General features: G+C 66.4%; 9 protein-coding genes. 6 read left to right on the top strand and 3 right to left on the bottom strand.

The features are described 5' to 3' along the window. Window positions 1-207: 207 nt before the first annotated feature. Together VGI12_18035 and VGI12_18030 are read left to right on the top strand one after the other, a co-directional pair. The gene (locus VGI12_18035) at window positions 208-2,751 is read left to right on the top strand and encodes an ABC transporter permease (GenBank protein ID HEY2434578.1); all 2,544 of its coding nucleotides are present in this window, start codon (window positions 208-210) and stop codon (window positions 2,749-2,751) included. A gap of 45 nt (window positions 2,752-2,796) precedes the next feature. After that, entirely contained in the window at window positions 2,797-3,492 is a 696-nt protein-coding gene (locus VGI12_18030; protein ID HEY2434577.1) for an aldo/keto reductase, read from the top strand. A gap of 7 nt (window positions 3,493-3,499) precedes the next feature. Here VGI12_18030 and VGI12_18025 read toward each other — a convergent pair whose 3' ends face one another. From VGI12_18025 to VGI12_18015, 3 genes are all read right to left on the bottom strand, one after another. Continuing rightward, window positions 3,500-3,871, bottom strand: coding sequence for a VOC family protein (locus VGI12_18025; protein HEY2434576.1), 372 nt, complete (start codon window positions 3,869-3,871; stop codon window positions 3,500-3,502). Between the two features lie 286 nt (window positions 3,872-4,157). Beyond that, window positions 4,158-6,704, bottom strand: a complete 2,547-nt coding sequence (locus VGI12_18020) for a sugar-binding protein (protein HEY2434575.1) — start codon at window positions 6,702-6,704, stop codon at window positions 4,158-4,160. Window positions 6,705-6,864: 160 nt separating this feature from the next. Next, complete coding sequence (locus VGI12_18015) at window positions 6,865-9,213, bottom strand: ADOP family duplicated permease (protein ID HEY2434574.1); 2,349 nt, start codon at window positions 9,211-9,213, stop codon at window positions 6,865-6,867. A 243-nt stretch (window positions 9,214-9,456) separates the two neighbouring features. Between VGI12_18015 and VGI12_18010 the strand changes: the two genes are divergently transcribed. The 4 genes from VGI12_18010 (at window position 9,457) to VGI12_17995 (ending at window position 16,133) form a co-directional block, all read left to right on the top strand. Continuing rightward, window positions 9,457-11,814: a hypothetical protein gene (locus VGI12_18010; protein ID HEY2434573.1), complete on the top strand. Its 2,358-nt coding sequence runs from the start codon at window positions 9,457-9,459 to the stop codon at window positions 11,812-11,814. Window positions 11,815-11,872: 58 nt separating this feature from the next. Continuing rightward, window positions 11,873-13,084, top strand: coding sequence for a hypothetical protein (locus tag VGI12_18005; GenBank protein HEY2434572.1), 1,212 nt, complete (start codon window positions 11,873-11,875; stop codon window positions 13,082-13,084). 97 nt (window positions 13,085-13,181) lie between these two features. After that, window positions 13,182-15,653 carry an ABC transporter permease gene (locus VGI12_18000; protein ID HEY2434571.1) on the top strand — a complete coding sequence of 824 codons (2,472 nt, stop codon included), beginning with the start codon at window positions 13,182-13,184 and terminating at the stop codon, window positions 15,651-15,653. A gap of 99 nt (window positions 15,654-15,752) precedes the next feature. Continuing rightward, the gene (locus tag VGI12_17995) at window positions 15,753-16,133 is read left to right on the top strand and encodes a hypothetical protein (protein HEY2434570.1); all 381 of its coding nucleotides are present in this window, start codon (window positions 15,753-15,755) and stop codon (window positions 16,131-16,133) included. Window positions 16,134-16,391 lie beyond the last annotated feature (258 nt).

The following is a 16,391-nucleotide window of genomic DNA, read 5'->3' as shown; positions in this document are numbered from 1 at the left end:
CCTCAGTTGCTTGTCGCAGGAAGTTGTCGCGTCATGGAGTGGTACGTCGTTTCCTCCGCAGTCGATGCGTGTTCGAGTACAGGGTCTTGATCCTGAAAAACTCTACCTTCGCAGTATGCAGACGCTGCCGATCACGTCCGAAAGGCTCGGCGAGCTCGAGGAGTGTGCACGTCGACGTGGAAAACGCCTGCCGATGCTCTGGGGACAGTGATTGAATCGCTGGCCCGAATGGCCTTTGACAAAATGACTGCTGATCAATTTGCGATCGATGTTCGCGGGGGGTTCAAAGCACTCGTCCGATCGCCGGGGTGGACGGCGGTCGCCATTCTCTCGATTGCGCTGGGTATCGGCGCCAATCTGCTGGTCTTTGCCATCGTCGACGCCGTCCTGCTTCGGCCATTTCCGTACCACGATCCAGGAAAGTTGACGTTTCTATGGGGAGCGAAGTCTCAGGAGGTCCGCCGAGGGATTTCCGGTCCAGACATGGAGGATTGGCGGCGTGAAAGCCGCTCCTTCATCGACATCGACGCCTTCCTCGAACAGATGTCGTTCAGCGTGGGAGATGGTGGTGACACTGTCGGCGGCGCCTGCGTCGGGCCCTCGGTGTTACCGATTCTCGGTGTCGCTCCGGCGCTAGGGCGGAACTTCACTGTTGCGGACACCGTTGGCGAAGGACGGCCCGTCGTCATCGTCAGTGATGCGTTCTGGCGAGCGCGAATGGGCGCCTCGCCTTCTGTGATCGGCTCGGCGCTCACCCTGAACGGACGCTCGTATCAGGTGGTCGGCGTGGCACCCAGGGGATTCTTCTTCCCCGACACGAACTCGCAGATTCTCCAGGCATCGCCCTGCGGCATGGCGAATTTCCGCGAACGTGGGTCACCTGTCATGCACGCGATCGGCCGACTTCGAGACGGTGTGTCGCTTGCGCAAGCACAGGCAGATCTCGATCTGATCAACAAACGACTGGCACAGGCGTACCCGGACACCGACAGGGACGTCACGGTCGGGCTCCAGCCAATTCGCGATGTCGTCGTCGGCAAGTACGAGCGGGCGCTCTGGCTCCTGCTCGCGGCTGTCGGTCTGGTGCTGTTGATCGCGTGCGCGAACGTTGCGCATCTGCAGCTGGCCCGCGGCGTCGACCGGCAGGTGGAGCTGGCCGTTCGGTCAGCAATCGGCGCCGATCGTCGTCGCTTGTTCGCACAGCTCCTCACAGAGAGTCTTGTCGTCGCGTCGGCCGGCGCCGCGTGCGCGCTGGCCCTGGCGTGGCTCGGCATTCGTGTGGTTCGGTCGCTGTCGCTGATCGACATCGCCCGCATCGACGCGGCGCGCGTCGACCTGCGTTTGCTCGTGTTCGCGGCCGTCCTCGCACTCGTGGTCACGGTCGTCGCTGGTGTCTGGCCAGCGTGGAAGAGCGCGGGCGTCCACGTCAACGACACGCTGAAGGTCGCAGCGGGCAGCATCACGGTAGCGCCGAGGCGCGCGGCGCGCGAACTGCTCGCGACGACCGAGCTGGCGCTGGCGACAGTCCTGCTCGTGAGCGCTGGACTATTGGTTGGGAGCTTCGTCCGCTTGAGCACGGCTCGGTGGGGGTTCGATCCTCAGAATCTCTTCATCACGGCTGGATTGAAGACCCCGCCGGCGGCCGCGGCGTCGCCGCAGACGTTCGCGGCATGGACGGCGGCGATTCGCGCCCGCATGCGTGCCATCCCTGGCGTGGACTCTGTTGGCGCCGGTGCAGGAATGCCCTTGGACTATGTCTGGTCTCCGTCGCAAGTCCGCGTCGACGGGACCACGACCGACGGCGCTGGATGGACGATCTGGGAGGGATATTTTCACGCGCTCGGTACTCGCGTAATCGAGGGCCGCGAGTTTGGGGCGGGCGACTCTGCATCGGCGCAGCCGGTCGCAGTCGTGAGCCGCGCGTTCGCGCACAGGTTCTGGCCCGACCGGCCAGCGGTCGGACACACGTTTCAGTTGATGTATTTCCGCACTGTCAACGACAAGATCGCGCCGGATATCGAAGCACGGATGAAAAAACGCGATCGTTCCGTGCTGAACGATCCGGCCGCCTGGGAAGTCGCGGGGGGCATCACCTGGCATGTGATCGGAGTCGTCGAAGACGTTCGCGCCTTCGGTCTCGACCAGTCGCCGGAGCCCACCTTCTATCTCAATTTCCATCAGGCTCCGGCGCGCTGGAATATTCGCAGCCACGAAATGTTTTCGGTTCGGACTCACGGAAACACTGCCGCGCTTTTCGATGCCATCAGGAACGCCGTCGCTTCGATCGATCCGACGGTACAGGTGCGTTCGGTTCAGTCGGTGTCCGAGCTCGTTGCCCGCTCGATTGGAGGGCGGGGCTCGACGCGCCTGATGACGCTCATCTCGGGCCTGTTCGCCACGCTCGCGCTGGTTCTCACGATGAGCGGTGTCTTCGGCATAGTGCTGCACACGGTCAACCAGCGCCTGCCGGAGATCGGAGTACGGATGGCGCTTGGCGCAGATTCCGGCGACGTGGCCCTGCTGCTGCTGTCATACGCAGGGCGAATCATTCTGCCGGGCATTGCGTTAGGGACGACGGTCGCGTGGGCAGTATCGCGACTGCTCAGTTCGCTCGTGTTCGAAATCACGCCGACCGATCCCGCGACGTACGTTGCCAGCATCGCGCTCTTGATCGCATGCGTCCTGGTGGCTTGCATCGTTCCAATTCGTCGCGCGATGCGGTTCGACCCAACCAAGCTCTTTCGGGCGTGAGACACCAGCGCCTCTCAGTCCATGACTGTTCCAGAATGAGCAGGCATGAAGTGCCGGACAACCCCTCACGCAGGAACTGACGGAGCGGGATCGGTTGCTGCGAGTGATGCTCTCGTAACCCTTGGGGCGCTGACCGATCTGGTCCGCCAGGGGAAAATCCGCTATATCGGTACCTCGAAGCTGAGCCCGTCGCGGATTGTCGAGGCGCAGTGGGTTTCTCGTGACCGGCACTTGGAACGGTTCGTAACCGAGCAGCCCACCTACCCCATCCTGACGCGCGGCATCGAGCCCGAGATCCTGCCCACCGCCGGCCGCTATCGGATGGGCGTCATCACCTACAGCCCCCTCAACGGCGGCTGGCTATCCGGGGCGTGGACCCGCGATGGTGGTGCGCCCGAGCGGGCCCCGGCCCGGCGCCGCCTGCGGGAAAGGTTCGACATGGCACTGCCCGCGAATCAAGCCAAGCTCGATGCCGTCGAGAAGCTGGGCGCCCCGGCCGCCGAGGCCGGGATCACCCTAATCCAGCTGGCGATCGCGTTCGCGATCAACCACCCCAGCGTGACCGCGGCGTTGATCGGTCCGCGAACACACGAGCACCTCGAGTCCCAGCTGTCCGCCGCCGACGTCGTGCTGGACGCCGCGGTGCTAGATCGTATCGACGAGATTGTCCGCCCCGGTGTGACGCTGAATTCCGCAGACGTGGTCAGCCCACCTGACGACCCGTCGGCGCGTCGCCGGTAGCAGTTCGCTATTCCGAATTCGCTCCGAACGCGAGGAGGCGGCCGTCACAGTCCTTCAGGACGAATTCCCGCGAATGCCACGTTGTGTTGACAAGGTCTCGCGTGAACTCCACACCTCGGGCGGCGTACTCGGCGTACAACGCGTCCGCGTCGTCGACGAACAAGTAGGCGTCGAGGAGCTCGTCGTCGTATTTGTCGGGATTCGGCGCGGGCGGGTCGGCGCAGCGGAAGTGGATTCTGTGCTCGTCGCGCGCGACGATGGCATAGACCGGCGGATCCTGCCAGGTGCCGAGACAGTCGAAGCCGAGCTTGTCCTGGTAGTACATAAGCGTCGCGCGCATGTCGGTTGTGAAGAACTGGGGCGCGATTTGACGAATCACGTCCGCAACTTACCACGCGCACGATTCGAGAAAAACAGTCTCCGGTTGTCACCCGAGCGGCATGTGTCGCTGGACGAATGGCTGGCCCAGCCTCAATCAGAATTCACGCGGGCGACGCCGACACGGTCGATATTTCCTGCGTGGCCACATACCGCGTAACCCCGTAGCGGTACTAACCTTTGCTCATGCTTGCTAAGGCTGCATGAGCGGTTGGCCAGCTACGCGACGGGTGTCCACCGAAGCGCGAAGCGCAGAGCCGGCGCATGCGCGCGCATGACAATGCCGTTCACGATAACCACTTGTGGAAGTACCAGCCGTCGGTTCCGGCGACGCCGTTGCGTCCCCCGGTGATGGTGTTGAATCCGCCCCAATAGTAGTCGTAGGGACTCGCGGTCCTGTTGTTGGAGACTTTCAGCAGGTACGGATCGGTATTGAGCCGGTTCGCTTCGGCCTCGGTGAGCGTATGTGTTCCGAAGAAGAAGTCGCTCAGGAACTTGCCTTCGACCGCGGCGCTGGCCGCGCCGTGCGGATCGCCCTTCGACACGTAGTTGCCGCTGTTGAACTTCACCCGCGCGTCGCCATCCACTCCCATCGTCCTGTACACCGCCTTCGCGATCTGCAGGCTTATGTTGTCGGTCATGGCGCCGTCGTTGTAGTCGTTGAGGTTCGTGTCGATGAGAATCGCGCGATCCGGCGCGAGGGTGGCGACCAGTAGCGCCTGGTCGAAGGGCAGCCGGCCGTAGCCGCCATAGCCGTAGGAACCCGCCTCGTGCCTGTACATGTGTCCGTAGGGCATGAAATGACGGAATAGTTCCGTCTCCCGGACGCGGTTGTGACGATAGCTGTTGCCAGGTCCTTCGGTGCCGTGCGCAACGATCGCTTCCGCGCCAGCCTCATAGAACGGAGTGCGGCTGAAGTCGTAGGCCTGCCCCTGGGCGTTGTAACGCCAGTTGGCCGGTCCGGTCGCTCCGGCGCCGCCGACGACAGCTACCTTCACGCGTTCGTCGAAGAGCGCCGCGACGAACGCATTCTTCCCGCCGATCGAGAAACCCTTGGTGACCGCTCGCGAAGGGTCGATCTTCGCACGCAGGCGAGGATTCTGGGCCGCGGCGCTCTCGAGGATGTCGAGAGCGACCGACACACCGGTGGCGTTGGCGATCAGGATGCTCGAGTCCGCTGACGCGCTATTGCGGTCGTACGGAAACAGCTTGTAAAAGGTGCCGTTGCGGTTGGGCGATCCCCACGCACCGGCGTCGCTCCGGCTGTCTCCCGCCCAGACAGGGAAGGGCACGCTGGCGATCCCGTTGGCGCTCCAATTGCCGCCGAACGAAATCGGCGCGGGCTGGCCGTCCGGCACTGCGGCCGGCAGCGCCACGGGGATCGTCCAGTCCACGACAACACCGCCGCTGAAGCGCGCGTTGGTCGGCGTCACACGCGCGGTGACGCTGGGATTGCCGGTGCCGTCGTAGCTGTTCTCCGTGACGGCGATCGTGTAGTCGACGCCAAGCCTGGGTTTGTATCCATACTCGTAGAACTGCGCCAGCTCCAGGAGCTCCTGCCGGCGCTCGGCCCAGTCCTTCGCGTTGGCGACCATGCCTTTCGCGCCTTTCGTCTTGTCGAAGAACTGCCAGATGTTCGGCAGAGTGTTCAGGGTGGGCAGCTCGTGAGGATCGGGATATTTCTGGTCGGCCCATCGCAGCGCCGCGAAGGCGCGACAGACCTCGAGTAGGGCGGCGTTCTTCTGCGCGCGAGTCGCACCGGGACGATCTTTGACTGCTGCATACGCTTGCTTTGCCGCAGTCATGCGCGCGGCGGACTGCGGCGTCCAGACCGCGCCACCAGGATTGCTCCTGGAGTCCCAGAAACGGATGTCCTCATCCGCCCTCCAGGCGCTCCACGCGAAGGGCGCCGTCTTGTTCCAGCCCGAGAGCGTGACGACTGCCCAGTCGCGGTTGCGGACGCGTTCGGAGTTCGGCAGATTCGAGTTGCCTTCACGTCCGGCCAGGACGTTCGTGCGACTCAGCTGAGTAAAGGACGCACCCTGGTCGAAGACGCCAAGTTCGAGGCCGATCTGCGTTCCATTCGTCAGCGGGCGTTCCCACTCGTCGCCCCAGCCCTCGATCTGCAGGGCAACCTCATACGTGTAGTTGACGCCGCCGCCCGCGTGATAGCCGGAGGACGCGACTGCCTTCAACCGCGTCGAGTAGTCCTGGTTGTCGGGATTGAAGAACGAACCGAGCGAGGGAATACCCGCGTTGGTGAACGACGTCACCGACGTCAACGCGGGATTGGCGCCGGCAAAGAACACGCCCTGGGTGTCGGTTTCCAGTCCCCACTGGTCGTTGAACACGTCCATCCAGGCGAACAGTCCGTCGGTGTCGGGTGTGTAACTCGCGTTGTTCCAGATGGGCGTTCCGGCGTCGGATCTGGTGGCGTCGCCGGTGACCTCGACCAGCAGATAGAGGACGGGCCCGTCCCACAGCAGCCGCATCGTGCCGCGCGCCGTGGCGTCGGGCGCCTCGGCCGTCATCCCGGCGTTGAACGCATGCGAGATGGGGAAGGCTGTGGCGGCGTCCCACGCTGCTTCGCGGACGCCGTCGATGACGATGGGGCGGCTGGTGAACGTCGCGGTCACCTGAGCCCTCGTCGCCGAAAGTCTGGTGCTCTGGTTGTTGCCGCCTGGCGCCATCCGTTCGAGGACGGCGGTATTGTTTACGAATTTCTTGTCACCCGGCTGGTCGTACGGGTACTGGTCAGCGGCCGCGGCAATCGCCAGCGATGCCCCGACGCCCGCCAGTCCTGCGACCGCCCAAACCCATCGGCGCGTCGGCATCATCAGTAATCCAACTTGATCGGCAAGTGGTGATCCCGCTCACTCACGATCACGCGAGCGCGGCCGTCCGCCGGGCATTCTCCATGAATTCGACAGAGAGCCCCTGGTGGCGTCTCAATGTTGGACAAGAATAGCGGATCAGTGGGCGATTCAGCGCACTCTACCGCTTCAGCGTCACCATCGGATCGACGCGCATCGCGCGGCGCGCCGGCCACCACGAGGCCAGGAGCGTCACGCCGCCCAGCAGCGCCACCGCCGCGACAAGCAGGCGGACGTCGAAGGCACGCACACCGAGAAAGATCGACGACAGAAACGCCGTGAGCGCGGTCGCGAGCAACAGCCCCGTCCCGACGCCCGCCACCGCGACCGTCAGGCCGCGCGCCAGCACCAGGCGGCGCACGGCGCCGGTGGACGAACCCAAAGCCATCCGGATCGCGATCTCCCGGCTGCGCCCGTTCACCATGATCGCCATCACGCTGTAGACGCCCAGGCCGGCCAGCAGGAGCGCGATGCCGCCCAGCGTGCCGACGACCAGCCCCTGCGAGCGACGGTCGCTCGCGTACCACTCGTAGGCTCCGGTCATCGTGCTGGTGCTGATCGCCAGTGAGTGATCGATGCCCTGCACCGCCTCGCGCGCCTGCGCCGCGATCGGGAAGGCGTCGGACGTCGCGCGCATCATCAGCGACACCTGGTTCGCGAGCGCCAACGGCAGGTACAGCTGATTCTCGGGCGCGGCCGGGAGCTGGCGCTGGCTGACCTCGCCGACGACGCCGACGACGGTGTACCAACCTTCGCTTGCCACATTTCCCGTTAAATGCACTCGCGTGCCGATCGGATCGCGGTCGGGCCAGTAGCGCCTCGCCATCCGATCGTTGATGATGACTGCGCGATCGCGCGGGTGCCGCGCCTCGGCAGGCGTGAAGGCGCGTCCGCGGCGGATGGGGATGCGCATGGCGGCGATGTAGCCGGCGTCGACGAAGCGGACGGAGCCAGAGGGAGGCAGCTCCGTCGGCCCGGCATTCTCCGGCGCGAATGACGTGTAGGGCAGGTCGCGGTCGATCAAAGGAAGATGACTCGCCGCCGCCACCGCCGTGACGCCGTTCACCGCTCGCAGACGGTGTGTGGCGGTATCGATGAACGCGAAGCGTTGCTCCGGCTGCGCGTAGGCGTTGCCGGTGAACGCGACCTTGACCGCCAGAATCCCGTTGCGGTCGAAGCCCGGGTCGATGTCGTCGAAGCGCAGCGCGCTCGTGACGATCGACGCCGCGCCGACGACGAGTGCGAGCGACAGCGCGAGTTGCGCGGCGACCAGGAGACTGCGGCCCCGCTGCGGCCCCGGCCCCGGCGTAGCGGCGCCGGCGTCGGCCTGCAGCACGCCGCGCAGATCGACCCGAGTACCAGCAAACGCCGGCGCGAGTCCGAACACGAGCGCCGTCGCGAGCGACGAGCTCAGCGCGAAGATCACGACCCGGGCGTCGATCGCAAACGCGATCCAGGCCGCACCGTCGGGCTTGCCGACCGTGGCCGCGAAGAGGTCGACGCCCCACTGCGCGAGGATCAGTCCCGTCATGCCCCCCGCCACCGCCAGCAGCACGCTCTCGATCATCAACTGCCGCACGAGCTGACGGCGATCGGCGCCGATGGCCGAGCGCAGCGCCATCTCGTATTTGCGCGCGTCGATCTGGGCCGCGAGCAGTCCCGCAAGATTCGCGCACGCCAGGAGCAGCACGAGCGCCGCGGCGGCGAGCACGAACACCGCCATGGCGCGTTGCTTGGCTCCAATCATCTGACGGCGTAACGGGACCGTCGCGGCGAACGCGTCCGGGGCCGCACTTGTCAGCGCCGCGTCAGCCCGCGCCGGCGTCGCACCCGGCGCGAGCCGCGCCACGATGTCCACCCTCAGGCCGTCGGATGTCCTGTCGAACGGTATCCAGACCCGCGAGTCCTGAGGAAAGCTGAAGGCGCGGGCGGCGACGCCGGCCACGGCGTAGGTATCGCCATCCAGCGAGAACGTCGTGCCGACCACATCGGGACTCGATCCCCACTCGGCCGCCCAGAGATCGTCGCTGACGACGGCCACCCGGGTGCCCGCGTCGGTCATCGCAAGAGCCCGCCCTCGCTGTACCGGCACACCGAGGAGCGAGAAGAGATCGCCGGCGACGTGCGCGACCTGAACCTGCCGGGCCAGTCCTGGTCCGGCGACAGTCGCGGCGTGCGTCCGATAGGCGGCGAGGCCCGCAAACGTCGCGTCCGACTGACGCAGGGTGGCGAACGTGTCCAGCGACAATGGCGATCCGCCGGACGTCCGCCGGTCGATTGTGCGGACAGCGACGAGCCGGTCGGGATCCGCGAACGGCAATGGACGAAACGCTACGGCGTTCAGGACGGCGAAACACGTCGTCATGGCCCCGATGCCGAGCGCGAGCGTGATGATGACGACGAGGGCGAAACCGGGACGCCTGGCGAGCATCCGGGCGGCGACGCGCAGTTCCTGGAGAAGGGTGCCCATGTGAGGCGCTGGCTGAGCAACCAGTGTGCCACGGCATTCTGCCGGATTATCGAATGGGCGCCGCACCAGCGAACGTCGGTGGGTGGCCGCTTCCGGGAAAGGGTGTTCGGCTTCGCACAGCCTCGGCTACAGCTGCAGCCGATCGACCAGGCCATCGCCGCTCCGTCCGTGCGCATCACCGACGGCGGTCCGCGGCGGCGGTCGAAGCGGCCCAGCGCCGCGATCGGATAAGCTCGCGTCCGCATGAAGCGTGCGATCGCGGGTGCCTGCCTGCTTCTGGTTCTCGCCGCGGGGGTGTGGTGGCTGCGCTCTCATCGACAAGCGCCGCTCTCTGGCGTCCGAACCGAGGGTGGTGACGCACCCGTCGCGGGGAGTGGCCTCCCGACAGAGCTGGCGCAGGATCGAAAGACGAATGCGCTGAGCGCGGCGTTCGACGGCGGCACGCTGCCGGCCCCGCTGCCGATACCGGCCGATATGGACCCGGGACGCCAGGCCGAACGGCTGGCCGCGGCCGTGGCGCGCGGCGATGCCCAGTCGACCGCGGCGCTGGTCGCGGCGGTCAGCGCCGCGGGCTACGACATCCGCGGCGACAACGGGACCATCAGTGTTCCGGCCCCTTCCGCGCGGCGTCAGGGTCTCGTGCTCGACGCGTGGCTCGTCGCCGGCCTGGCGAAGTTGTACGGCGAGGGATATGGCGTCGGCCTCGACGCGCTGGGATCGGCGTTTGCGAAAGGCGATTCCGTCATGGCCGGGAGCGACTTCGGCGGCGACGTGCTGACTGGCCTACGTGCCGCGGCCGACAGTCCGAACGATGGCCTTCGCTTCTGGGCCGCCTTCATCAACGAGCTTGGGCGCCGGCATACGGAGCCGATCGCCCTCCTCGATTCGGACACCGGGCCGCAGGTCCGCCTCGATGCGATTCAAGTCGCCCTCATTCTGAGTCGTCTGGGCGGCGAGATCGCCGCAGCGGCCCACGCAAAGCAGACCGGCACGACCGGCCGGTTGCGCTCCGACGTTGCCGCGCACATCGTGCTGGCCTCGTATCAAGCGCCGCCTGCCGAAACCGCGCCATGCGCAACGGACGAAATTGCCAGCGACGTTCTCGACTACACCTCGCTCACCGCGACGACGGCCTTCAGCCAGATTGCGACCCGCGTCGGGGAAAGCGCCGCGAGCTACGCCGAGATGGCCGGAAGGGGATCGGTCGCCCTGACGCTGCTCAAATTCCTCGCGAGCTACGCGGCTCTCGACGTGCAGCTCGAGATGCGCGGCCAGCCGCTGGTGCGCACGCAGAACAAGGCGGCTGGCGAGAAGAAGACCGTCACCGCGACAACGAAGATCAACACCGGCAAGTGGCAGTACCTCAATTGCACGCGGATCATGCTCAACGCGGCCGGCCTCGATTTCAGTCTGCCGGGGGATGGGCCCATCGTCAACGCCAAGATGACGTTCACGCTCGTCGAGGGCGGCGGCGCGACCGGCTTCGCGGCGGCGCTCCAGACGGCGGAGCATCTCGACGACATCATGAGCGGCAAAGACGATGGCAGCCAGTACGGTGCGCTGGTCTATCTCGAATCGCCGCATCGCGGCCCGAAGATGGACGGCATCGAATACACCAACGGCGACGGGCAGGCGTCCATTGTGGTCGTCGGCGTGCCGCAGTTCCGCGATCTCAGCCACGAGGCGCTCCAGAAAATCGACCAGCGCGGCGCGGTCGCCGTCTATGTGCAGCTCAAGCCGACCAAGCTGACCAGCAAGGCGCAAGCCGTGGGCACGATCGGCGACATGCTCGGGTCGATCGTCGCGGGGCTGACGGGTGATTTTCTGGGGATGACGGTCGGGGTCGCGACCGAGACCGCGTACCGCGCGCAATGGTACGAATCAAATCCCTATGTCTTCCGGGTCCAGGACTGGCTGCAGTGTGAGCAGGGCTGGACCGGTACGGTCGTCGTCGAGCGGACGCTCGACGAAACCAAAGATCTTTCCGGGCCTGTCAAGGATGACGCCGGCAACGTCCACGGCTCGCAGCGTGGCAGCGCCATCCATACGTTGACCGACGTCACGACCTATACGTTCACCGCCGACGATTCGGGCGGCTCGCAGGTCAAGGGGCTGCGGAGTTACTTCGAGCTCGAGGAACGCGTGCTCGATTCGAAAACCGACACCGCCTGCGCCAACGAGGGCGCCGGCGGTAGCGGTACGTTTCACGAGGAAGAGTCGACCTCGAAGATCGGCGAAGGCAGCGACCGGGCCGCCGTGGTGTTCCAGCTCGATCTCGACGCCCTTCCGAATCCTCCGCCCTCGCCGATGGCCCACATCGGCGCGGTGAACGACGAGACCGCGCCAATGACGCTGACCACGCACCATGAGAAGGTCTCCGGCGGCCACCGCCAGTGCGTCAACAGCGGCCCGCATGAGGAAACGCCCGAGAACGTGCATACGGACTCGAAGGACCAGCAGATGGTCGCGATGACGGCATTCGACGCGCCGCAGAATCCGAGTCATCCCGATGAACTGCATGGCAGCAAGAGCGAAGTCGGCGCCGACGGCGTGAAGACCACGATTACCTGGAACCTGTCGCGCTGCCACAAGAGTCAGTAGCGCTTCAGCTGCCGGCTCGTCTCATAGGTGCACGGGCCGCTCGTCTACAATGCCGCGCATGACTCACCGCTCTCTTTCGGCGATCTCGCTCGGCGTGCTGCTTGCCGGCGTCTCGTCGCCCGCGCAGACCCGCACCGACGAGTACACCCACTACGAGTTGCTGCCTCCTTCGACGTCGGCGGTGAAGGTCACCTACGAGGCGAGCGCCACTACTGAAGGCGCACGGACGTTCGTCGACGACGTGGCGAAAGGCGCGCGGATCAGCGACGTCGTTGTCCACGACATGATGACGGGGCAGCCGCTGGCATTCCGCGTGAGCCCGGCCTCGATCGCCGTCACGCTCGCGCGGCCGGTCCCGCCGCGAGGGCAGGGACGGGTCCGCATCGAGAAGACCGTGGCGGACCCGAAGGCCTACACGCGAGCGGGGGAGGCGGGGACATTCACCGTTCCCCTCGGCGCGGGCCGCCACGACCTCGTGCTGCCCGAGGGTTACCAGCTCACCGGCTGTAACATCCCCGTTCGGATCCTGGCGGAAGCCGACGGCCGGACGAAACTCGATCTGATGAACGTGGCGCCCGGCACGGTGACGCTGGTCGTCACGCTGAGAGCCGGCGCGCTGACGGGGGACGCGGCCAAGCCAGCCGCGCTGACGAACAATCGCAGCTGGGAACCGCCTCCGACGCAAGGACCGACCGAACGTCAGCGGCTCGCCGAGCGCGCGCATCTCGATCGCGACATCGTCTATTTCCTGCAGGAGCCGGCGACGCACGCCTTCTCGCTCTACCACGACTACACGGAATCGCGTCCGGGAGTCGACAAGTACATCAACATCGTCCGCGGCGGCAGCCGATCCTCGGATCCGTCGGCGTACATCCTCGATACGGGAGAGGCGCTGAGGCACGAGACGCTGAGGGGCGCAGAGATCACCGCCAAGCAGATCGACATCGGCGAGCCGGTCACGCCGCAAACCGAGATCGTCGCGTCGTATTTCGAGCCGGTGAAGCCCGGTCAGTCGATCCGCCTGCGGCTGTCGGAAACCTATACCGCGCCGGAGAGCTATCGCCTGGACGGCCACGACCTCGTCTTCGAGCGCAGCCTGGGACGGACGCGCAACTCGGTCGTCCTGCCCGACGGGTGGTATCTGACTGCGTCCTCGATCCCCGCTGTCGTGTCGGAGACTCCGGACCACCGCGTCCGTCTCGACTTCGTGAACAACCGTCCGGACAGCCTGGACGTGTACATCAAAGGACGACAGCGACCGTTGAAGTGAGGTCGACACGTCCGCACACAAAGGCGCTACTCAAACCATAAACTTTGTGTTACAAAGGTAGTGTGATTGAATCCCGGGTGTGGGCTCTGCGGCGCCTATGGAGCGAAGCCCGATGACGGCGGTCTCGTGGCTCGACTGGAAGCTGGGCGCGCGTCTGCTGCTGAAGTATCCCGCGCTCACGATCGTCGGGGGCCTCTCGCTGGCGGGTGTCATCGCGATCGGGTCGGTTGGCATCGAGCTCGCTGACGAGCTGCTGTACAAACGGCTGCCGTTCGATGACGGCAGCCGGGTCGTGCGCCTCGAGACGCAGGACACCGCGGCGTCGCGCGTGGAGCCGAGGGTACTCTACGACTTCGCGATCTGGCGGCGGTCCCTGAAAACCGTAACGGAACTCGGCGCCGCCCGCCTGAGCGAGCGCAACGTGCTCACCGGTGAAGGCCGTTTCGAATCGCTGCGCGTCGCGGAGACTACGGCGTCTACCTTTCCCCTCACCCGCGTGCCGCCGCTGCTCGGCAGACCGTTGCAGCCGGCGGACGACATGCCAGGTGCGGAGCCCGTCGTCGTCCTGGGCTACGACGTCTGGCAGAGACAGTTCCTCAACGACCCGGCGATCATCGGGCGCGCCGTGACCGTGGGCCGCACGGCTCGTACCGTGGTGGGCGTGATGCCGCCGCGCTTCGGCTTTCCGCGCAATCAGCAGCTATGGGTGCCGCTGCCCATTCAGGCTGCGGGACCGCGGGAAGGGCCGGCCGTGCAGGTGTTCGGACGGCTCGCTGACGGAGCGAGCTGGCAGGACGCCGCGGCGGAGCTCGACGTCGTTTCGGCACGCCTCGCCGCCGACCAGCCGACAACCCACCGGCAGTTACGTACGCGGGTTCGCGCCTTCGCCGGGCGCACGCCGGGTGATCCGCTGCAGTTGGAGGATCTGGCGGTCCACGCCATCGTCCTGCTGCTGCTCGGGGCAGTGTCGGCGAACGTCGCGACGCTGATCTTCGCGCGCACGGCGATGCGAGAGCCGGAGATCGTCGTCCGCCACGCGCTGGGCGCGAGCCGTGCCCGCGTGATCGCGCAGATCGTCACGGAAGGACTCGTGCTGGCCCTCGCGGCTGCCCTGCTGGGGCTCGTCGTGGCCCAGGCGACTGTGCGCTATGCCTGGGCCCGGGCGAGCCAGATCGTCGGGGACGGCCTGCCGTTCTGGGTGGATCTGAAGCTGGAGCCCGCCACCATCGCGTATGCGCTGCTCCTTGCGCTCGTCGCCGCCGTACTGATCAGCCTGCTGCCGGCGCTGAAGGCCACAGGCTCATCGATCCACCGGGGGCTGCAGGACAGCACGAGCACCGGCGGGACGATGCGGTTCGGCGGCATCTGGTCGTTCATCATCGGTGCGCAGGTGGCCTGCACGCTGCTGTTCGTGCCCGCCGCGGTGGGAATCTTCACCAACACGCTGCACGACCAGTCGACGTCGGCGGCGTTCCCAACGGAACACTACCTCACCTTCCGCCTCACGATGGACGATGAGGCGCCGGCCGGCGAGCGCGGAGCGCCTGACGATATGCAGATCGCCGCGCATCGCGCGCGTGCGTTCGAGGATCTCGCCAGCCGGTTGCGTGATGAGCCGAATGTGACCCAGGTGACCTACGGCGATCGTCTGCCGACGACGTCGCCGGAGTGGGTGGCGGTGGAAATGGAGCAGGACGGTGCGCCTCCGGCTCGCGTGGTCGGCAACTACGAGGGCGGATTCGCGATGGCTGCTGTCGGTGCCGGCTATCACGAGGCGTTCGGCGCGAGGATCGTGGCCGGTCGCGGCTTGCGTCCGGCCGACGCCGGGGCGCCCAGCGGGCCCGTCGTGGTCAACGAGGCGTTCATGCGAGTCGTGGGCAGGAATCCGGTAGGCGCACGGGTTCGCACGCTTCAGCGAGGCAGCGAGCGCGAGCTGGGCCCCTGGCACGAGATCGTCGGCGTGGCCACCGACCTGTGGACGTTCCCCGCCGATTGGAGCGAGGCGGCGTACATCTATCGCGCAGCCTCTGCGGCGGAGTCCGACCCAATCGTGGTCGCGGTGCGCTCGGCGGGGGACGCCGCGCCGCTGGCGTCCCGCGTTGCCGCTCTTGCGCGGCAGGTCGATGCGGGTCTGCACTGTCGGGATATCGTGACCCTCGGCGACATCGTCGCACAGGAGCAAGTACGGATGGTGGGCGGCAGCGCCGTGTTCGGCACCGTTCTGCTCGTGGCGGTGGTCTTCTCCGCGGCCGGTCTGTACGCGCTCATGGCCGTCGCGGTGGCGCGCCGCACCCGAGAGATCGGCATCCGTATCGCGCTCGGCGCCAATCCCCGGAACGTGCTCCGCACCGTTTTCGCCCGTGCCGGTCGCCAGCTTGGCGGCGGCATCATCGCCGGCAACAGCCTCATCCTGCTCATCGCGTGGCGCGCCGACAGCCTGACCGCGGATCTCCTCGTCTCGTCAGTGATTACGTCCATCATCATGGCGGCCGTAGGCGTGCTTGCGTGCGCCGCACCGGCGCGCCGGGCGCTGCGTATTCAACCGACCGAGGCGCTGCGGCAGGGGTGACGTTTCCGGAGGCGTGAGCTGAGCGGCGATACTTCCGAACAAGTCGTAGACGCTCTACGTCTATACTGTGGCGCGGCAACCGAAAACCGGGAGGGTCGAATGAAGGACAACGCGATCCTGGTCGTCACGTCTCTGCTCTCGCTCCTCCTGCTGACCCTTCACGTCACGGATGACATCGTGCGCGGGATATCCAAGGCGGAATCCTCGAACACGGCGCTGGTCGTCCTCGTGATTTTCCTGTATGGAACGCTGGTGCTCGCCGAACGGCGATCGGGCCACGTCATCATGCTGCTCATCGGACTGTTCGCGGCACTCATGCCCGTCCTGCACATGAGAGGAGCCCATTATCCCGAGATCGCCAGGTCCAGCGGCGGCTTCTTCTTCGTGTGGACGCTCTGGGCGCTCGGCGCGGTCGGGGGCGTCACGTTCGTCCTCGCGGCGCGCGGACTGTGGAGTCTGCGACAGGGGGCGCCGAAGTAGTCCAGGCCGTCGAGCACTTCCTCTGGCGCGACGACGCCAGGGTGGAGGTGGAGCTGGTGGCGGTTCACGGCGGCGGACACGGCATCCCTCAGCCGTACCGGCGCCGTCCGCGGCTATTGGGTCCGTCGCCCACGGAATCCAACGGTCCCGATGAGATCTGGGCCTTTTTCGAATGCCAGCGGCACTGACCTCACGACCGCCAACGGCCCCCGCACCGCCCGTTCGAGCCTACGGTAACATTGGCGATCACCGGCAGCA

This window comes from Vicinamibacterales bacterium (assembly GCA_036496585.1).
GTDB lineage: Bacteria > Acidobacteriota > Vicinamibacteria > Vicinamibacterales > 2-12-FULL-66-21 > JAICSD01.
Note: the sequence above shows the minus strand (reverse complement) of the source record. Positions and strands in the feature narration are given on the sequence as shown.

Bases quoted from the DNA above. Each gene is read 5' to 3' on its own strand.
- VGI12_18000 (HEY2434571.1), top strand. From the start codon at position 13,182: ATGGAGCGAAGCCCGATGACGGCGGTCTCGTGGCTCGACTGGAAGCTG.
- VGI12_18030 (HEY2434577.1), top strand. From the start codon at position 2,797: ATGAAGTGCCGGACAACCCCTCACGCAGGAACTGACGGAGCGGGATCG.
- VGI12_18020 (HEY2434575.1), bottom strand. From the start codon at position 6,704: ATGCCGACGCGCCGATGGGTTTGGGCGGTCGCAGGACTGGCGGGCGTC.
- VGI12_18005 (HEY2434572.1), top strand. From the start codon at position 11,873: ATGACTCACCGCTCTCTTTCGGCGATCTCGCTCGGCGTGCTGCTTGCC.
- VGI12_18015 (HEY2434574.1), bottom strand. From the start codon at position 9,213: ATGGGCACCCTTCTCCAGGAACTGCGCGTCGCCGCCCGGATGCTCGCC.
- VGI12_17995 (HEY2434570.1), top strand. From the start codon at position 15,753: ATGAAGGACAACGCGATCCTGGTCGTCACGTCTCTGCTCTCGCTCCTC.
- VGI12_18010 (HEY2434573.1), top strand. From the start codon at position 9,457: ATGAAGCGTGCGATCGCGGGTGCCTGCCTGCTTCTGGTTCTCGCCGCG.